Below are 20,092 nucleotides of genomic sequence, written 5' to 3'. Positions count from 1 at the left end.
TACACACCTAATTTAAATTAAAGGTAAGGACAAACAAGAATTTCAACAGAGTCAAAGTTAATGTTACTTTCACCATTTTCTAAGCGTTCTTTTTTTACCACATCATGGGCGAGCTGGCGTAATGATGGAGGCACAACCAATACATTAGGTTTGATTCTCAAAGTGCGCCCTGAATCACCTTTCAGCCCTAGCATTCTTTGGTAAACTTTATTGAAATTTTCAGGTGTTAATGCTTCATTTGATTTAGAGGCCAGTTGCCAAAAACCATAACCAGCATTACCACGAGCGCGAATACCGTATAAGTATTCATCTTTTAAAAACACATGTGAATCAAAATGATTACCTGCATTTTGTATTTCAGGTTTAATGCGCTCTTGCCATAAAAAAGGTTTTAAAACTCTTGTTGTATCAAGTAAATACCACGCTTCAAACACTTCACTAGGCTCAGTAGGATGATCGTAGTTAGATACGTTTACTTGTTCTCCAGTTGTATGATCGGTATCAAAGAAATTCTGACCATCTAAACACAATCTGGTGTGCCCATCTTTTAATAATGCAAAGACATGATCATCTGGGAACTCTGACGCTTCACGCCCTAAGTCTTCAAATAAGATACCGTATTTGCCGTAGTCATTATCTTCAAAATCAGTACGTTTAACTGCTATTGATGTTTCAAATAGCTTGTTCTTAATTTCGTATTCATATTCATTAAGCTTTGCTAATTGACGGTCACCTACCCACTCTTTAATTGCGGGAATTTGGCCTAAAAAGCCGTAGCCTGTTGATGATGACTTTGACGGAACAACCGTTGCCACCTTCATATAAAATGGCTCTTCATTGTGTGAAAGCCCTTTATCGAATCGTGATGCAAAGGCTGTAGATGCTTCTTTTAAGTTTGTACCAGCAATCATTTTTGTTCCTTAATTTTTTTATAAAGTTCAGGCTCTACACCTACCAATTTACAAGCTTCAAGCTCGCCATTTGATAGGCCTAAGTTATTTGTATGTTGTAGCTTGGGAAGGGATTTTGTTTGGTGCGAGTTTAAATGGACAAAGCCAAAACCATTTAAGCTAAGTTTGCTTACGATTGATTCAAAGCATTGTTTACCTAGCACTTTTCTCATTGAGAGAAATTCAAGTTCACAAGAGCGAGGAAATACGTATTTACCAATTGCTTCCTCAACATCCAGCGAACAACTAGCTAACTCGCTTGCTTCATTTTTTTGCCGTAAAGCAGCTAATATTTCATTCGGATTGTTTGTATCTAAAGACATTAAACTTGCAATTTCATGTGCAAAAGTAGAGGTATCTACCTTTAGTTTTTCTGTTTTAGTGCTACAAAATGCAGCCATTTCGAGCGCGGGGGTATTAGTAAGGCCAACGTTTACAATTTTAGTAATAACTTTATTACCAGCAGTGTCACTTGAAAGGCTAAGCAAAGGAGAAAGGTAACGATACTCTTTATTTTCAATCAATTGCGTAGCTGGCTTTGTCCATTCGACCTTACCCCAGATACCATCGTCACGTAGCTCTAACGCCTTAACCCAACCAGCAGCAGGCTTTATATGCTGGTTTTCATCTCTAATGCTGTGCTCATAATCTACGCTCATTTCAACGTTTTCACGCATAGAGTTTTGTATAACTAATTCGGGTTCACTTAATGTGAATTCACGACCATCAGCGGTGCTTATTTCTGGCCCAATTGGGAGTAACTGAACCCATAAAGGCAATGTATTTTGAGATAGTTTAATCTCTGAGGAAAGTTGTATTTGATTCACAATAAAATATCACTTGTTTGTATTTTAATGTGATATTACTGATTAGATGGAATGTATGTAATACGCGAGGTTTCCAGAAAGCACGAAACCTCGCGGGGTTTGTTTTTAGTGGCTTGAGAGAGAGATAGCCTTAGCAAAAGTAACATCTCTTACTAAGTTTATAGCTAGCATTAGTGTGTATACTTCTTCACTTGAAAACTCGGGTAACTTCTCAGACAAAGCCATTGATAGCTTTGTTACATCTTGATTTAACTGCATTAAATCAGGCGGAGTTGAGTATGACCCTAACGAATTTTGAATTACATCCTGAATTGGATCAAAAGATTTTATTTCAAATGGTAATGTTGTTGACTTTGACATGATGGTAGTTCCTTTTGGTTTTTAAGAGGTGCCACCATTACATGAGGAGTGACGGGACTCACTCTCGGTTCCAAAAGATACCGCCGCCAATATTCCCACGAGGGTATTGTATTTTCAGCTGTCATCCCGTCATAATTTAATTAGATCTATGCCAAATTTTAGACATAAAAAAACCGCTTATGTAACGGGTGCGGAAACCGCTTTTGGATTTTGAGAGACTTATAGTATGGTGGTAAGCTCTAATACTTGTCAATAAATAAATACATAATTAAGCATACAAATTTGTATTTATGGGGAGTTTAAGCGCTTGTAGTGTACCTATTTAAAGCGCGAAATTAAGTGCATACATAATTATTTTGCATGCATAATTATGTATGCATCCAATTATAAATAAAAACAGATAAATTAAATTTAAACAATTGATTTGAAAAGGGTTAACATTAAATTTTACACTTTATTTTTTTGATCGCACTTCGCGCTTTAAACTGCGAATGATCGCACTTTAAAAAACAAGGCTTTTAAAGCTGTTTTAATTACATTAAAAGGCTTTGCAAACGTACTCTGTAAGCCTGCTCTAGGATTTAATGGCAAGATTTATCAGTTATTTATTTACTCATGTTAAGCCGTGTTTATCATTTTTTCGCACTTTCGTTTATCACTTTTTCGCACTTTTTAAGATCGCACTTAATTTTACTTAAACTGGGCTTAAACCCTTATTTCTCCCGCGTTTTCCCATCTATTCCTATCTATTCCCTGTTTATCATTTAGATCTGTTAGTTACAATAGCTGTAGCCGCCGACCTAAACTGATAATTAACACGGGTTAAAATGATAAACCTTTTTTTATCATATACGCCGCGCGGGGCTAGGCGATAAAAGGCGGACAATAAAAAAGCAGCTTTCGCTGCTTTTTTATTCGGTATTTGTCTTGGCCAACTTGAGAAGTGCAGAGATAGGTTGTGATAGGTCTTCACCTGTCTCATATTGCCTGTCTATGAGCTCCTCAGCACCTCTAATCAACTCGATGAACTCACCGTGAGGGTTATTAGTAAAGTGCTTTAAATGGGACGTACGGCTCGCTAGCTTACGATTACGTACTAAATCTACAATATCCTTTGGCACACCTTCTTGACTTAATAAACTGCATAACTCTGATAACGATTCATCAGTAATTTTTTGCAAATGCCTCTCGGGTATTTTTACCATCGCCTCTAGCATATAGAAACGATAAGAAAAAACGCCTAAAGCGACAATGCCGCAAAGCAACAACAATACAATAAGAACATCCATACTAACTTACCTTTCAACTCGCCTCGGGATAGCAACGCTAGTGCAAGAAACAAAAGATTTGCGTTAATCCCTATGCTGTAAACATCCCAAAGTAACCAACTATCGTCACTGTATTCATTTGGCCTACCACTAAGATTCAATCCCATAATGTTGCGATCAATAAACATTAAAGTGTTTAAAAATGCGTTTATGGCCATAGTAATAAACACCAGTTTAACCAGTTCGTTAAACATTACACCAAACAACCAATGAAAACCTATTACCGTAAAAGCCTGAAAAAGCGAGAATACTGCCCATACTAAGTACCAATAGTAAATTTGGTCATCAATAACTAACAGACTTAATACATTGCTGTGCAGGTAATCACCTAATGCCAATCCAGCAGACATAACTCCCGCTGAAATAGCAATAGAATAACTTTTAGGTTTTCGATAGAACGCCAATATAAACGCAACTATAAAAGCGATTAACTCAAGTTTATTGAATGAATAACTTAAAATCACACCAATAGTTGGCAGCTCCATTATTGAGGTTTTTTATCTTTGACTGGGTGTCCACCGCCGCCATTCATCAGTTTTTGTTCTGACTCTAGGACTGCGGCAAAATCCACCTTCTGATCCATAGCTGGTTTTTGCTGTGGTTTATTATTCTGATTTAGTTCTTTCGCATTAGATAGGTTGATTGAATTATCTATTTTCATATTTAAACTCCTTTATTATTAAATACGCGCGCAAAATCTACATTAACGTTTCTATTTTTACAACAACCTCGCAAACTTACACTTCAATTTCAGTAAAAGGTAGTAGAGGTGCAGCGCCTACTATGCGCCCATTTTCTACGTATACCGCACCTGTTTGAACACTATCACCTAGTACAACGCTTTGGCTGCTGTCGCTGTATTCGACTAGTGTTGTGCCGTTTGTGTTAACTGTGACTATTGTTGCTATGGTGCGCTGGGTTTTATCGAGTACTGAGCCGAGTCGGTTTAATGTATTAGACATTACTTACCACCTGTATTGTTTGGCTAACTGTAATAGCGCCTTGGTCGCTGATATTTGCATTAATAGTCATGCTGTCGCATGTGGCTTTAAATACTGAATCTGCGTATGTAATGCCCACCAACATACCTGGGCGAATTGGCGGTAAGTCATCTAAAAGCTTGGTTCTTATCGTTGTATTTTGTTTCTTACCACTGTTAGCCATCTCACACGTTCCACGTTGGCGTGCAGCTTGATTGTGGGTGATTAGCGTGTCTACAACATCATTAGCAAACTGATCGCCAAGCGTACCTGCACGTTTGATTTTACACGCTACGCCTTGCTGTTCACCTCGCACAAATACCGCGTTATGCTCTTGGTTTATTGTTTGGCTAGTGCTGTGCTCAAGTATGATTGAATCATTTAAAATGACATCACATATTGCATTGGCTGTGTCCCATGGCATTACGGGCCATGCGGGGACGACTGAGACAGTTTTAGTTGCGTCGTTAATATCGAGTATTGCGCCGACTGATTTAGCAACGCTTAACATTGCCGCTGCTGGGGTTAAATTGGTGTAGGTAAACGCGCCAGTAGGGATTGGATAATCAATCATTTTATTATCGAGTGACCACCCCGTATTAACGAGTATGTCAGACATGATCCCCGCTAATGTTTTAGCGGTTGGGTTAGCGTAGTTTGTAGCGCGGGCATACGGGTTAGATAGTAACGCAAAACGACTGCGACAACTTGCGCTATAGCTTTGATTAGCAAAGCGGTTGCTAGTGCTTGGTTGTTCACAAATCACATAAAAGTCATAGCCATTTAACGAGATTTTAAGTTCGTGGCCCAGTGCGCGTTCAAAGTCGATGCGTGAGCAAAATTTAATATTAGCTGTTGCGCTAAATTGACCGCGAGATACAGAGTAATTAACGCTGTTGATCAGTATTTTTAAATCGTCTGAAACACGCACACAATTAATGGTTGGCTGCATGATATATGTATTCCTTAGCTGGGGTTCTATGGGGATTTTGCGATCAATGGTTGGTACGTCATCATCACCGCGCACTAAGCCGCCGGGCAGGCCCCAATAGCAAACTTTGTCGGGGTTGTTAAAGCGCATGACTAAGCGGCCATTGTGTACCGCTGCTGGCTCTGTGAACTCTAAATTGACATAGCCTTTAAACGGATGGTTACGCCAATAACAAATGTATTCTTTATCAGTTTCACCGTAGTGTATTACCAGCTCACGCGACTCTAAAAGTGACTTAACATGCCAATGCAGTTCGCGAGCTGTTTTTAATAGCTCTGAACTGTTCCACTGTTGTTTAAGCTCGGTATGTTCAACGTCTAGCTGAGTTAACCAGTTAAAATCCTTTTCGTTATATTCAATTGCTGTGATGATTTTATACGGCATTTGAATGTGGTTTGATACATAGCCGCTGTTGCCCCATGTAACGCTATTTTGTGCTGTAACTAATGCGGTGGTTTGCCAGTCCAGACTAAATTTAATAAGGGTTAATTCAGCATTGGTAAACGTAGTTTCAAACTCTGTTTTAACTGAAAGTGTTTGCCATGCTAAATTTTTAACTTGCGTGATTAATGGTGGGTTTAACCAGCTTAAACTTGATTCGATGCCAATGTTAGCTTGTAAGATTGGTAGCGGTGGATCAACTGGCCCAGTGTCATCACCAAAACGCATTTTTAGTGGCGATTTATTAACCTGATATGGATTAATAAAACGTAATTCAATCATGCGGGTGGCGGCTCGTAGGGTAATGGGTTAGTTGGGTCAAATGTGATTAAGTTTATCAACATTGGCTGTACGTTATCTGCTATAGCTGCGCTAAATTCGTTATTATCATCTAACATGATGCACATTAAATCGTTAGATATCGAATATTCAAACTTAAGAATTGCTGTAAAGCGGCTTTGCTCTATACGTTTATGTGCAATCAGTTCAAAATTTTTTCTGTTAACAATAATTATACGTTCAGCACTTGGATCACAATCAATATCAATAAATGATAGGGGTAAACTGTCGGGTATGAGTAGTATGAAACTAGGTTTATGCATTACCATTCTTCCAAGTTAATCCATGCGCATCCAGTGTAAGACTGAGTCGACGGTATTAAATAGTGATTAGCATTATTCAGGATCTTAATAACTGGCTGAGCATCTGACCTATAACCGGCCGAATTTGCTATGTTCAAACCGGGTAATATACCTCTAACATAGGGCTTAATGTTATTTTGATAAGAAGCAGAGCTATTGATAGAACCATTTCCCATCATAAGATAGCAAGGTGATAAGATGGTTATATTAGGTTGATTATTATATGCACCATTTACATGCGCAGATGTGCCAAATAAGCTAACTAAAGATAACGTTAAGGGTTGTTCTGTACCATCAATTGGGTGAATTCGGGATATTGATGACAGGTTGGACTCTGAAATTTTATTATTTAATGAATAATTCCACTGGTTCGATGTTGAATCTATTGCCCCTGCAATATGAGTAAATGTAGCGGGATCATTAGGGTATAATGAATCAAAATCCCCCATAAAAAATGAGATTACAGAACGTGCACCCGTTGCGTTTGAACCCATTGTATATTCTGAATATACAAAAAAGTAAAACGCTCTGCCGGTACCAATTAAGATCCATTTATTTATCATATATATGCTAGTCGAATTACGGTCAAATCCTGAAAATGGGCTGCTTCTATATTGTGTATTTTGATCAATGTAATCTTGAACCCCATATACTTTTGTGCTTTGACCAGCGGCATCATTGGATGCAGATAATATAGCAACACCACCGCTGCCAACATTAATGTCATTTTTTACAGCCAAATATGGTGGGCTGGCAACTTCCTCAACTACACTCCAACCAAGCCCTGCTTTCGTGCCGTAACCTTCAACTAAGCATTTTTTTAATACATTCATGTATTCACTAGGTTTGCCATCGACTATTTGCGGTGCGCCCACATCATCCCAACGATATACTGTTACTGGTGTTGCCATTATTTAGTCCTTATTTCCACGAAAACTGAGTGTTGAATTGTCACGCACTATTTCAGAGTGACCAGGTGATACTGAGCGTGTAACCATGGTTGGTTTACTAGCCGCTAGAGTCTCGAATAAAAACGCTTCACCCGGGTTTAGTCCTGCGCCAAACGCATCGGCGCGTAATATAAAATACGGCGCGCCTGCGAATGAGTTAATCGGCGCACAGTCGTTTAGCGTGTCGCCGCTGTAAATGTTACCGACTGATTCGCCGATCACGTTATACGCAGTGGTTGACGTAAAAACGATTGCCCAACGCTGGGCTATTGCGCCAATATTTGTAAGCTCGATTGGGTATTGAGTGGTGTTTATTGCGCTTGATGCAGCTGCGCCAAAATCACCAAAATTGTTTTGCCAAGCGGCTAATGTGCGCTCGTCTTTGGTTTGGGCTTGAAAGTCACCAAGCACTTGCACACTGCTAACCGTTGCGCCTGCGGGATAAGCGCGGTTTAACGGTGTTAGTAGGCTTAATGTGTTGCTGTCGATTGCGTCAATTAGCGCTAATTCTGATTGTATTGCAGTGATAATAAACGGCGGTGAAAATGCGCTTATTCCCGCGTTTATTGTGATGTCACCTGTTGCAGCATCGTAGCTGTAGTTATCATCAGTTACAGACCACAAACTAGCACCTAAGCTGTCAACAATATCGATAAAATCAGCATCAGCTAAAACGTTAATCGTTTGGCCGCTTGATAACGTTGCAACGGCTGTGCGCTCGCGGTTTTGTACGCTGATTGGGTTGAACGTATGGAATATACGCACCGTGCCGTTATTCGGTAGCGTTGATGTATCAAAGCCACCCGGCGGCGCGGGTACTGTGGTTACTTCAATTTCGTCATAGTCAAAGCGAATTGAGTCTGGCTTAACATCTTCACTAAATGCTAAATCTACATAGCCCGTTGCGCTTACTGTACCCGTGCAGTTAGTGCCTGTGATATTACCACTTAAATCGCTAGACGCTGAGAACGTGGCACCCGCTGCGGTTTCAAACGTAATATAAACCGAGTCACGCGCAAAGTTACTGCTCGGTAACTGCCAGCGCTTAGCATTGATTGTTAACGCACCTTTTTGAATTAATGCGCCAAGGTTTTCGGTTACTGTGCCGTTATAATCAACGCTATCAATTTCTGTGATTACGCCAGTATCATAATCAATTGTCGCAAACACATAACCGCCTGAGATAAAACGGCCTTGGCTATCGTCTTTATAGACTGTTTCGTCACCCGTTTTTTTGAGCTTAGCCGAGCCTTTTAAAACGGTTTCACCAGCGCCCAAGGTGATTACTGTACTCGTTGTAAATGAATGAAACCTAAAATCTTGATTTGATACATAGTAAAGCGTGAAGTATTGGTCTTTAGCCACGGCGGGGTTCAATTTTGCACAAGAGAATGTACCATTTTTATAAAGCAGTGAATTAAGTTCGCCAGTGCCAGCATTAATTTTAAGTGTTTTAACACCTCTTATCACGTTGCTTGGCTGATCCAAGTAGCTTGTATCGTAATACCAGGTGTATTGATACTCACCATAAAATGTAGGCTCAGCTTCTAAGAAGTCCTCAACGCTCAGGTTTATTTCTGTAATTTCACCGTAGCTTAAAATGCGCTGGGTACGGTAAATACTAAATGGCTCTGAATCTGGTTTAAGTCCTATCTTTGTATTAACTGTGGTAATACTTGGCGTTAGCGTACGTGTGATTGACTCTACTGTTAGCTCTTGCCCTTGTGCGTCAACTGCACCAGTCATTAAGCTAGTGCCGTGAAATTTAGTGCTAGCAAGCCCCAAATACGGCAGCATTTCTGCAACTGTGTCGGTGTCTTTTAGGTCTTTAGCTTCTACCAGTAGCACGTTTACAAGCGGGTCATCTGGTTGATCGCTTAGAAATATATGCGCGTCTTGCAAGCGGCTTGAATCGTCTGTGCTAAGCGCTGGATATAATTTAACGAGATCAAATGATGATCGCGCATGGTCAATGTCACTGATTGAGCTAAACACAGCGTTTAATTTACCGCTAACAATTGCATTGCTTGTGCGGTGGCCGCCTGCGTGTGGCTCGTTGCCAATGCGCTGCGGTTCAAATATTTTTAAATCGGTTCTTTTCATTATCGGACCTTTAAACGGTTTTTAAACGTAAATTAATGTTTTGAAAGTGGGCTGGGCCGGCATCTGCAAAATGCGTATGCGGCACGGCTTCTACGGCTTTTTGGCTGTGGTCCCACACCACATTAAACACAGTGCCGCGTATGGTTATTTCAAACGCTGTAAGGGTTGTTTGTGCATGCTCATGCAATGGTGTAAATATGCTAGCGTCTTCAAAATCACTGTATAAATAGATTGGGCGGCCTGCGGGTATCGGTGTTTTTTCAATGTGCTGAGCGCCGTTTAATGCGCGTTCGGTTTGCTCGGCTACTGGCAAATAATCAAACTCATTGAGCCAAACAAAGTTATCCAGGCTTTGTGCATTTATTAAAATCATTGGGTGTTACTCAACTGTTCAAGTTTTTGTAAAAATTGCTCTTCAAACTGAGCTAATAAATTGGCGGATTGGCCGCCAGGCAATGCAAGTTCTAACCGGACGGTTTTGCCATTGGTGTTACTAGTAAAAGTCTGCTGGCTTTTAAGCACGGTGATCAATTCACGCACAGCAGCTGTAAGGCTGTTTAAATCGGCGTTAGATGCGTTATTACTGGGCGTATAATTGTTTGTTGACGGCGTATAACTTGGCGTTGATGCAGGCGTATACGTCTGCACTTGTTCAACAGCTTTTTGAGTTGTGCTTTGCGCTTTTATCGCTTGCTGTTGTGCGCTAATAGCTGCGTTTAATGTGCTCTTTTGCTCACGGGTTAGGTATGTAAGCTGCTTATTGATTTTGTTGTATAACTCAGTCAGCGCTTTGCTACTGCTGGCGTTATCAATTTGGCCGCTAAACTTATTAAATTGGGTATTTTGGGTGTCAGCATAAGCGCGGCGTTCGCGCTCTTCGTTGATCTCTTTTGAGTCTAAATCGTAAGGGCTGCGGCCGTTCTCTTCCTGATAATCTACTACGTCACTTACGCTGGCACGTTGCGATTGATTGTATTTATTTACACTGCTTGATGCGCGATTTGCAGAGGCTGCAACACGTTCTAATTCTTCTTTTTGCTCACGTAGGCTTTTTGATGCTGATTCGTTCGCTTTAACTTGATCATTAGTGGCTTGCGTACCAGCTCGAGTGGAAGCAGTGGCCGCATCTTGTGCGCCTTTAAAATCACCTAGTAGATTATTTACAACACTTAACACATCGCCTAAGCGTTGCTTTTCATAGTTGTATTGCTGCGCTGTTAAATTGCCTGCTTGATAGCGATCATTTAAGCGCTCAAGTTCATCTGTTAAACGGCTATGTTCGCGTTGTAATTCACCTAAGCTTGCAAGCTCTAGCTGCTGAACGCATGTTAAATCACTTGTTTGGTTAGTTAAGCGCTGTTGTTGAATGTTCAGCGCGGCTTGCGCTTGGGCTTTTTGCTCAGCGGTGGCGGTACTGCTCGCCATTACTTGCTGATTGGTTTTTATTGCGTCGCGGGTTTTCTCTAACTCGCGGGTAAAGCGGTTTACTGCGTCACTGTTTGTGTCAGTAACTGGCTTTAAAGCATTTGCTTTTTCAATGAGTTTATCGAGTTCTTTAGTTAAACCCAGTGCAGCAGCGGCGGCTTGAATGCTTGAGGGCACAGTTTGATCTGTTGCGTCTGCGGCGGCAATGGCAGCCTCAGCCCATTTTAAATAGGCTTGGCGTTGTACGGCTAATGGTTGCTCTGATTCTTGCATTAGCTCATAGGCTGCACGTAACTTATTAGCGGTATCATCGAGCGCTTTTGATGATGTTAAGCCTAGTTCGGCATAGGCTTTTTCTACATCACCAGCAAATATTTTTTGACGCTCGAGTAATGCGCCGTGTTCTTCAAACTTTACTTTTAGCGCATCTAAAATGGCTAACTGGCCCTGGTACTGTTCACCAGCGCCGGCAATTGCAACACGGGCAGATTCTATGCTTTGAATAAAGCCATCAACGCCGACTTTTACACCATCTAAGCTTGTGGCCTGCTGCTCTAATGATTGAATCGTTTTAAGAGCTTCGGGCAGTGAGAGCGTAAGCAGTTCTTGGCGCTGGCGCTCGGCCTCTGTTGCAGCTGCTGTGGATTCGGCTAATTTACGTTGTTGGTAGTCTAGGTTTATATAGCGCTGGGTGGCTTCGTCCCAAACTAGCTTACCGCTTTCTATCAATGCGTCTAATTCGGCTGAATTACGGATGATCAAACCCGTTGAGTTAGCCAGCATTTGTAATTCATCTGCTAATGCTTTGGCTTGTATTGCACTTGCTTGTTGCGACTTCCTGAGTGATTCCTCAGCCACGAGTAAATCTTTATACAGTAAACCAACGTCGATTAACTCGGTAATTAGCCAAGTATATAAACCTGCTTTACCCACGGCTTTAAGTGCAGTACTCCATTTAGTTGCTGCAATGCCTGCGGCGTTAGTTGCAACTGTGGTAGAGCCAATAGCTGCGGTGTAGGTTCTTAATGATGCAATGGCCGTGGTTGCGCCGCTGATCACACTACTAAAATAGTTACCCACTTTAAGCGCCAGCCACACTTTAGCAACAGTGGCTATTTCTTCGCGGTATTCATAAAGCGTGGTGGCTGCGCCTTTAATTGCATTACCTGTGCTTACGATTGTGTCACTAATTTTTTGCGCCCACTCTTGCAAACGGCCATCTTTCGCCATTGCTGCAAATTCAGTATTAAGCGCGGTAATATTGGCTTTTAACCAATCCATAGCGCCGCTTTGCGCTATAAGGTTATAAAACTGCTCCATATTGTCTTTAGCGTTAGACACTTGACCGCTAAAAAGCGCCATTTGTGCAGCAGCAGAGCCAGCACTTGCGCGGCCCATTTCATCTATTAAGCCTTTAATTACATCACGGCCTAACTTACCTGCGCTTGATAGCTTTTGCAGCTCAACGGTGTTTTTACCCGTGACTTTTTCAAGTAAATCCCACACAGGTATACCGCGCTCCACCATTTGTAGGATTTCTTCGCCCTGGAGCTTTTGTTTTGCCCACGCTTGGCCGAGCGCCAGGCTGATACCTTCAACCTCTTGAAACCCGCCGCCGAGCTTTAATGCTTGGTCGGTAATGGCCTGCATGGTGCCATCCATTGGATCAAGGCCAAAAGCTTTGAGTTTTACAAACGCCTGGCTTACTTCACCCATTTGTAACGGGGTGTTTTTAGTAAATTCTTTTACCCATGCTGTGGCTTTTTCACCGCCTGCAATGCCGCCCATAAGCGCCTGCATTTGCACGCCAAGCTTTTCAAATTTATCACCGGTGCTAAATACTTGGCTTACTGCTTGGGCTACCCGATCAAACCCCACATAAGCGGCAGCCAGTGCGGTAACTTTGCCAATTACGCCGTCAAGGCTTTGTGCTTGAGCGCGTTGTACTGTAGTGCCAGTGCGCAGCTCATTACTAAACTTATCGACAGAGCGGCCAGATTTATCAAACTGGGCTGCTAAATCACGCTTGGCCGCACGTAGGTTATTAGTATCAACATCAGAGCGTTTAAGGGCTGTTTGTAGTGCTGCGTGCTTACTGGTTTGCTGGGTAAGCCCGGTGCGCATTTGGGTTAAATCTTTCTCAGCGGCTTCTAATGAGCGCGCGAGTTGCACAAATGGCTTATCAGTGTTTTTGGCTTCGGTTTGTAATTGCTCGAGGGCTTGAGCTGCCGCCGCTGTGGCTATTTCTTGTTGTTCTAGTTTTTGTTTTGACTGCTCAAATGCACGTATTAGATCAGCTTGATTAGCTAACCCGTCTAATTCGTTGGCAAGCTTGCCAGCGGTTTGGCTGGTTTTCTTGGCGCTGTTATCGGTTTGGTCTAGTGATTCACTGAGTTTATCAGCAGCAGGATTAGCGGCATCGGCGCTTTGCTCAATATTTTTAAGCTCTGTTACCAGCTGCTCAATATTTTGCTTGCCTGTGGCTTCAGCAACGATGCGTAGGGCTAGTTCGAGGTTTTTATCTGCCATGGGTTCAACTCAGTTTAAACAGTGTTTAAATGGGGGATAAAAGGCTCAGGGGCTGAGCCTTTTGGTACGAGGTAATTGATTAAGCGTCTAGCTCGTCAATGTAAAATGGTTCGTCTTTGCCATTTACAAGCTTTGCTGTGCCTTCAAGTGCGGCACTTACAAACTCACTGCCGGCTAAATCAAGCTCTTTAGTTGGCATCATTGAGGTGTCGTAAATTTCAAAATTGACTTGCTTACCATTGGCTAAGTTGGTGCCTTCACCAAAAATACGTAAACGTGTTTGTGACTTAGTACCGCCTTTAATGCGCTTACCACTGCGCGCGTTATAACTGCCCGTAATGGTAATACTGCCACCAGCGGCTAATGAACCACCTTTGATTGAACGGATCATGCCAAGGGCATAATTAAACTCGTAATCAACGCCTGCGACTTTGGTTTCAGTGGCTTGCTTAACAACTACGTCATTAGTAAAGTTTTTACCACCAACGGCAACCCACGACTGATTATCAGGTAATATCACTTCTTTATCTGTTAACGTACCCGCCGCATCGTTAATAGCTGCAACTTCGCCCATTAGTGCTAAAGCCACCATTTCGGCTGGTTGATCATCAAACTCCCATGTAATGGCCGCTGGCTTTGCAATTGTCACATTGTCTAGCACTTGGCCTTTGCTGGCCTTTTTATTTGATGTACGGACTACTGAATCAGCCTCAGTTTTAATACCAAGCTTAGTGGTGTTAATTGGGCCAAAAATTTGGCCTGTGCTTACGCCTTGTTCGTTTAAGCGATCAACAAAAATATTGCCCGCTAATAAAATACCGTCGCTCATATTAAAGCGCTCCTTTAAGAGTCATTTGACATGTAAAAGCCAGCGGGTAGTACGCGTGGCCACTGGTGAATTGAGGTTTAGCTGGGGTGTTTACTCTAAGCCATGGCCCCGTACCGTTAAGTACTTTGCCCGCCATAGCGCGAATAATATTTGTTAAGTGCTCGCCTGCGTTATCTTGCTTACGAACAACTAATACAACTATCCATGTTTGCGTTAGCTTCATTAAATAGCCGGCGTTTTTACTCTCTGGTAAATTATCGCCGTAATACATTAAGTGAAGGCTGGGTGTTGTTTGGCGGTCTTCCTTGATGTCTGCTAGTTCATCACTCAAGTAAACGCGCTTAATGCCTGGCACTTGTTCAAGCGCCTGTTTAAGCGGGTGCTGAGCTGCAAAGTAGTCAGTGGTAATTTCAAACATCAGATAAATCCCTTTGTTTTTTCACGCGCAAATACTGAGCCAGCACTTTGTATTGTGGCGGTGTCTTGCACTTTGGCGTCTTGGCCTAGTGCGTCAACGCCTATACTTAGCTCACCTTTTGCTACTGACATTAAAAATTTAATTGCGTCCTTGTAACGGGTTTCTACATGCTCAGGTACATCGTTAGTGCCGAGCTTGTAGCGAGCAATATCACAACAAAACTGCTCAAGTAGGTTCGGAACGGTGACAAGCGGCAGCTCATAACGCCCAGCTAAATAGCCATTAATCACGTCGCTTGCATCGTTTATAGCCTGCTCAATAACTGCGGTATTAATTACACCAACGGGGCCATCTTCGCGCTCACTTAAATAGATAAGATCACGCTCGCCAAAGCGCTGTTGCATTGCGGTTATTGTTGCGTAAGCCATTTACTCGCCCTCGCCTGCTTTGGCTAATTCATCTTGTAACCAATACCAAGCAGCATCACGATCAGCAGCTGATACCTTAACCTTAATAACTTCACCTTCGTTTTCGCCTGGCGCTTCGTAGGTCAAGTCAATACAAGCGGGGATACGTTCCATTTGTGCATCAATCATCAATGCAATAACGGGTTGTAGCTCAATTGGGGCTTGGGTGTAATCAACGTTTGCATAGAGCAAAGGTTTGTCTAAATCTGCACCCAGGTTATTTGCGTCCAGCTGTGATTGCGGCGTAGTACTCGCATCGAGCGGTATAGCTTGCACCGATAAGCGTGGATCATTTTCAATTGCATCAAGCTGCTCTTGATCAAGACCATCGGCGGGGATTTCATTTTTACCTTGGTTGAAACTGAGACCAGCTCGGCGGTAGCCTGTTGGCTGCATGCAACTGACAATGACAGCAGAGATAAGGCTGAGTTTAAGCGTTTTAGCCATTTCATTATTACTCCTGGTTTCAAAGTATGGGGCTATAACGCCCCATACTTAGTAGGGTTTAACTATTGATGGGATTAAAGGTAATCAGCGACTAACAGCTCTACGCGGCCTTTAAGTTCGTTTGTACTATTCGCGTCAAGCTCACGCTCTAACAAGCGAGTAGCTTTCTTTTCCATACCGCTAGGAACAACTAGTAAAGTAGGTTTCACACCAAGCTTACGGCCACCATCGGCTTTAAAACCACGCATTTTTTCAATGCTGTCCCATAGATTGTCTGCATTAAGTTCACGCTTATTGCCATAAGCTAACTGCCAGAAACCAAAGCCAGCTGCATCACGACAATCAACACCGTAGCGATATTCTTTACGGGTAAACACGGCCTCATCGTCAATCTTGGTCATAGCGACTAGAGTTGGCTTTTTGCGTACTTGGAAAATAAGAGGCTTGAGGGCCTTTTTGCAATCAAGTACATACCAAGCCTCACCTGTGTAGCCTGCATCTTCTGTCATGTTTGAAACTGATTCGACTGCACCAGTGCCGTCTGCATTTTCTGCAACTGGGTGGTCGGTATCAAAGAAATATTGGCCGTCATAACATGGGGTAGTGAATCCCGCAGCTAACAGTGGAAAGCACATTTCATCGGGGTGAATCTCGGCCGCACTGCCCATCTCTTTAAAAATAGGTGCATATACACCGAGGTTATCGTCTTCAATATCGTTACGTTCAACCCCTACGGTTGACTCGTAATCGTCATTGGTGATGGTGTAAACATGTGATTTCATACTTTGTACGTTACGATCACCAACCCATTTCGCTAAGGTTGGAAACTTACCCAACCAGCCATAGGTATTGCTTGCTGAGGTTGAGGGGATCACAGTTGCTATTTTTTGATACTGCGGCTCGGCTTCTGATTTACCGTCTTCAAATTCTTTTTTATAACCAGTAAATAACGCTTGTAAAATTGCTGGGGTCACTAAAGCCATTAGTTTTGCTCCTGTTTAGCTTTTGCAAAGGCAGCATGGCTTAGACCTAATTGGTCTGCTGCATACTTATCTTCTGCTGTGAGTGCTGCTAAGCCGTCTTTGTCTTGCTCTGGCTTAGGTGTATTGGTGGTTTGCTGAGCTGTAAGGCTGGCAATGGGTGAACGCGCATCTAACACCGCTTTTAACGCTGCAACGCCCTGCTGATTACCTAACGATGTTAAATATTCAACTTCTGACGCAATAATGCGGCCGTCTTGCTTGGCTTTATTTACTTCTTGTTCAACCGATTGCGTGGCGCTGCTGCTTTTAAGAGCCACCATTTCAGTGTGCAAAGCGTTGTAAGTTTCTACAGGCACGTACTTAGCTAAATTAACCTCAGCATTAGGGCTATTGGCTTTAAGTGCTGCAACGGCGTCATTAGCGTTACTTAATTGGGTGGTGAGCGTGTCGGCTTCGTCGGCCTTGGCCTTTAAAGCGGCGAGTGCTGTTGTTGCTTGGGTGTAATCTGCATCGGTGACGTTATCACCATCCACAGTGACACCTAGCAAGCTCAGCAATTTTTGAGCTGCGTTCATGGGTGTATCTCCATTGTTAACATGGGTTTTAGAAGTCTTCAAAACGGCTACTTTGTCCATACCGTCTACCGCTGGGTCGTTGGTAAGGGCAAAATGGCGTAATTTGGTTGGGCGGCCTGTTTGTTTGTCGTAATGAAAAACAGGGCTGATAAATCGATATTCGTCGCTTTTTAGGTGTGCGCGTGCGTTGGGTGTCCAACGAACGTTAAGAGCATAAAGCCCCTCGCCTGGTACATACTCTAAATCAGCAGGATTAAACCAACCGCTGGCTGGGGCTGGCTTGCCGTTTTCTTCGGCGTGTAGGGTTTGGTGCTCGTAATCAAAATGGTAATCGTTAGTGCGGGTGCTGGCTGTACTTTTAAGTAGCTCAAATGCGGCTTGGTCAAGTAACCAGGCATTGGCTGGCACATCGAATGGGCGGCCATCGTGTGATTTAAAATAACCATCTGGCATCACCATTACGCGTTCACTGATACCCTGCTCGTTTATTTCGCTTGCAAAGCGGCACGCAGCAAAACCTAAATCAGCCGGCTGGTTTGCTGATAAAACAGCTAATCCTATGGTGGTTTCAAGTAAGCTTTGTTTGGTAAATGGTTTTTTCATGGCTGAGCACAGTTTGAATAATCTGTGCTCAGTATGAATTTAGATTTGGAATTGTTGGCCGTGCGGTGTTTCGGGAATTTATAAGGGGTATTTACAGTTTAAAATGAGGATTTTGGTTTATCACAGTAAAACACGAGTCAATATTAGCAATGAAACTCTGTTTAAACGCTGTTTAAAAACGGCTTTAAAGGCTTTTCAGAAGAGCCTTGACCAAGAGGATGACTAAAATTTAAGAGCCTCTATAACGTCATTAACAATAGTACGGAGATTTATCTGTAGTGTATCATAATCTGATTTATCTAACTGGCTCCAAACATTGAATTTATCTTCAATGAATAACTTATAATATGTATTTTCAATTAAACGTTCAGCTAAAAGTTCAGTTTGGTTACTCCGATATTTCAATTTCTTGAGTTTGAAAGTAATTAAGAATAAAACTTCTTGGAGACTGGATATCAAATTCTCTAGTTCTTTGTTTTTATCTGCAAAACTAGATTTGAATTTAGCTTCATGAAAAAAGGCTTTTTCTCTTTGAGCCACAAATTCTTGCCAGATTTCATCTAATTCTTTTTCTAATCTATCATTTTCAAATCTTATTTCACTTTTTTCTAACTCATCCAATTCATTGAGGCCTCCTGATAGCTTACCATTTTCGTCCTTAAACCCTGTTGTAACTGAGTGATAGTTTGATGCAATCATAACAAAGTTACTCGCCAAATAATTCCTTAACTTTGGTAGAGATGCTGTTTGCATTCCTATTCGCTCATTCAAACCCCTTTGTCTTAAGTATTCTCTTCTTGCATATATGAAAGCAGCTGTTGCGACAAATAAACCTGCAAAGCTTCCAAAACTAGAAAACTTATCTGCTAACGATTTATCACAAAAGAAAATAACAATCAGCCCTGTAACCATGAAAAGCCCTAACAACAAATAAAGAAGAAACTCCCAATATGGAGAGACAACATCATCTAAATATTTATCTATTTTTCTTAACATTTAGTTTTGACCTTTTGATTTCGATTGCTCTTCATCTTTAGAGCTAATATTCACTTTTTTAATTAATTCCATCATCAAGTCTTGCGTATTTAATGGGAAGCTTTCTTGCCGGGATACATTGGTTTGCCTTGAAGCAAAAATTCTCTCTGCAATTGAAATTTTAATACGATTTTGATCTGTTTCGGGGAGCGATGCAATGTAAGGTGTAATTGCTTTTAAATCTAACGCTGTGTGGTGATAGTTATATTGCTGTTCGCGGTGTTTTGTGGATTCTCTGGAAAGGTATGCAGCTGGTATTGATAGAATAAACACTAGCACTGTTCTGAAAATTGAGCTTTCCCAATCAAAGCCAGAGTGAGTTGAGTCATAAAATGAATAGCAAACAATACTCACAATAATAGCCATGCACGTTATAGAGCCCCCCCGTAACCAATTAGCAGCCTTTTTTTCAGCAACTGCGCTTAAATCATAATCTTGAGCCATTACTCTATTGGCTGTCTGTCCTAGAACTTCATCCATTTGCTCTTTCTTTTCTTCAAGGTAAGCTAAAGTGTCTTCGTATGATTTTTTAATAGTTTGAAGCTTAGCGTTTAACTCTTTAAATTCACGCTCAGCTGCGGCATCTACATTGTTCATATCCTTTTCAAATTGTAAAAATGATTTATCTACAACTTTTTTATGTTCACTTAGTTGGGAATCCAATTTTTTACCAATAATGTTCATGGATTCTGTTATTAGTTTTTTTTGTAATTTAGAGTAATTAGATGTCTCTGGGTCACCAGACTTAATCAGTTCTACATGTGTTGAATTGAAAGCCTTAATAAGTATAGCTATCTCTTTATAAACTAATTCAACAAGCTTTTTATCCCGCTTAGATATTTCAGGAAAACTCTGGTAATAGTGAAAAAAATCTTCATAAATAACATCTAAATTATGAAAACAGTTAGAAATTTTAGATAAGCCTAAATCAGGCTGAATTAAAGAATTTTCAGTGCGATAAGTGCCCACTTCATACTGAGTTAAAAATGAGTCCCCTATAGCGTTGATTAACTCAGAAACTTCAATATCAATATCCCTCAAACAATCTTCAATCTGGGCTATTAGCTTTGTCCCTTTTCCTAATTTATCGTAAGCCTCTATTTCATTAAGCCCTTCTTTTATTTCAGAAAAGTTTTTATTAATTGATTTTATTATTTCAAAAGCTTCTTCTACTAACATGATTCCCTTCCAAATAACCTATAAATACTTT

At 41.5% G+C, this 20,092-nt stretch carries 21 protein-coding genes; all 21 read right to left on the bottom strand.

The annotated features are described in order from the left end of the window. Positions 1-17 precede the first annotated feature (17 nt). On the bottom strand, positions 18-911 hold the full coding sequence (locus FW757_RS13505; protein WP_446441323.1) for a Mu-like prophage major head subunit gpT family protein: 894 nt from the start codon (positions 909-911) through the stop codon (positions 18-20). Beyond that, positions 908-1,777, bottom strand: coding sequence for a phage protease (locus FW757_RS13500; RefSeq protein WP_446441322.1), 870 nt, complete (start codon positions 1,775-1,777; stop codon positions 908-910). Before FW757_RS13500 ends, FW757_RS13505 begins: the two co-directional genes overlap by 4 nt. A gap of 105 nt (positions 1,778-1,882) precedes the next feature. Next, a complete protein-coding gene (locus FW757_RS13495) occupies positions 1,883-2,137 on the bottom strand; it encodes a hypothetical protein (RefSeq protein ID WP_446441321.1) in 255 nt (84 codons plus the stop codon). Positions 2,138-3,048: 911 nt separating this feature from the next. Next, positions 3,049-3,426, bottom strand: coding sequence for a hypothetical protein (locus FW757_RS13490; protein ID WP_404699115.1), 378 nt, complete (start codon positions 3,424-3,426; stop codon positions 3,049-3,051). Next, positions 3,378-3,950: a hypothetical protein gene (locus FW757_RS13485; RefSeq protein ID WP_446441320.1), complete on the bottom strand. Its 573-nt coding sequence runs from the start codon at positions 3,948-3,950 to the stop codon at positions 3,378-3,380. Before FW757_RS13485 ends, FW757_RS13490 begins: the two co-directional genes overlap by 49 nt. After that, entirely contained in the window at positions 3,950-4,126 is a 177-nt protein-coding gene (locus FW757_RS13480; protein ID WP_446441319.1) for a hypothetical protein, read from the bottom strand. The genes FW757_RS13485 and FW757_RS13480 overlap by 1 nt, the downstream gene beginning before the upstream one ends. A 76-nt stretch (positions 4,127-4,202) precedes the next feature. Further along, positions 4,203-4,427 (bottom strand): hypothetical protein, encoded by a 225-nt coding sequence (locus FW757_RS13475; RefSeq protein WP_182740215.1) that lies wholly within the window; start codon positions 4,425-4,427, stop codon positions 4,203-4,205. Next, positions 4,420-6,159, bottom strand: coding sequence for a hypothetical protein (locus tag FW757_RS13470; RefSeq protein ID WP_446441318.1), 1,740 nt, complete (start codon positions 6,157-6,159; stop codon positions 4,420-4,422). The genes FW757_RS13475 and FW757_RS13470 overlap by 8 nt, the downstream gene beginning before the upstream one ends. Continuing rightward, positions 6,156-6,479 carry a hypothetical protein gene (locus FW757_RS13465; RefSeq protein ID WP_404699121.1) on the bottom strand — a complete coding sequence of 108 codons (324 nt, stop codon included), beginning with the start codon at positions 6,477-6,479 and terminating at the stop codon, positions 6,156-6,158. The genes FW757_RS13470 and FW757_RS13465 overlap by 4 nt, the downstream gene beginning before the upstream one ends. Beyond that, on the bottom strand, positions 6,479-7,429 hold the full coding sequence (locus FW757_RS13460) for a hypothetical protein (protein ID WP_446441317.1): 951 nt from the start codon (positions 7,427-7,429) through the stop codon (positions 6,479-6,481). Before FW757_RS13460 ends, FW757_RS13465 begins: the two co-directional genes overlap by 1 nt. A gap of 3 nt (positions 7,430-7,432) precedes the next feature. Next, positions 7,433-9,571, bottom strand: coding sequence for a hypothetical protein (locus tag FW757_RS13455; protein ID WP_446441316.1), 2,139 nt, complete (start codon positions 9,569-9,571; stop codon positions 7,433-7,435). Positions 9,572-9,581: 10 nt separating this feature from the next. Beyond that, on the bottom strand, positions 9,582-9,944 hold the full coding sequence (locus FW757_RS13450) for a hypothetical protein (protein ID WP_446441315.1): 363 nt from the start codon (positions 9,942-9,944) through the stop codon (positions 9,582-9,584). Further along, on the bottom strand, positions 9,941-13,525 hold the full coding sequence (locus FW757_RS13445) for a tape measure protein (RefSeq protein WP_446441314.1): 3,585 nt from the start codon (positions 13,523-13,525) through the stop codon (positions 9,941-9,943). The genes FW757_RS13450 and FW757_RS13445 overlap by 4 nt, the downstream gene beginning before the upstream one ends. 79 nt (positions 13,526-13,604) lie before the next feature. Continuing rightward, positions 13,605-14,354 (bottom strand): phage tail tube protein, encoded by a 750-nt coding sequence (locus FW757_RS13440; protein WP_446441313.1) that lies wholly within the window; start codon positions 14,352-14,354, stop codon positions 13,605-13,607. Position 14,355: 1 nt separating this feature from the next. Next, positions 14,356-14,772 carry a phage tail terminator protein gene (locus FW757_RS13435; RefSeq protein ID WP_446441312.1) on the bottom strand — a complete coding sequence of 139 codons (417 nt, stop codon included), beginning with the start codon at positions 14,770-14,772 and terminating at the stop codon, positions 14,356-14,358. Then, positions 14,772-15,200 (bottom strand): gp436 family protein, encoded by a 429-nt coding sequence (locus tag FW757_RS13430; RefSeq protein WP_446441311.1) that lies wholly within the window; start codon positions 15,198-15,200, stop codon positions 14,772-14,774. Before FW757_RS13430 ends, FW757_RS13435 begins: the two co-directional genes overlap by 1 nt. Further along, positions 15,201-15,686 (bottom strand): HI1506-related protein, encoded by a 486-nt coding sequence (locus FW757_RS13425; RefSeq protein ID WP_446441310.1) that lies wholly within the window; start codon positions 15,684-15,686, stop codon positions 15,201-15,203. A gap of 74 nt (positions 15,687-15,760) precedes the next feature. Continuing rightward, positions 15,761-16,669 carry a Mu-like prophage major head subunit gpT family protein gene (locus FW757_RS13420; protein ID WP_170174360.1) on the bottom strand — a complete coding sequence of 303 codons (909 nt, stop codon included), beginning with the start codon at positions 16,667-16,669 and terminating at the stop codon, positions 15,761-15,763. Beyond that, positions 16,669-17,847: a phage protease gene (locus FW757_RS13415; RefSeq protein WP_446441309.1), complete on the bottom strand. Its 1,179-nt coding sequence runs from the start codon at positions 17,845-17,847 to the stop codon at positions 16,669-16,671. The genes FW757_RS13420 and FW757_RS13415 overlap by 1 nt, the downstream gene beginning before the upstream one ends. A gap of 222 nt (positions 17,848-18,069) precedes the next feature. Continuing rightward, entirely contained in the window at positions 18,070-18,843 is a 774-nt protein-coding gene (locus FW757_RS13410) for a hypothetical protein (protein ID WP_446441308.1), read from the bottom strand. Then, positions 18,844-20,061: a hypothetical protein gene (locus FW757_RS13405; RefSeq protein WP_446441307.1), complete on the bottom strand. Its 1,218-nt coding sequence runs from the start codon at positions 20,059-20,061 to the stop codon at positions 18,844-18,846. Positions 20,062-20,092: the final 31 nt, after the last annotated feature.

This window comes from Pseudoalteromonas sp. 1181_04, assembly GCF_052850545.1.
Note: the sequence above shows the minus strand (reverse complement) of the source record. Positions and strands in the feature narration are given on the sequence as shown.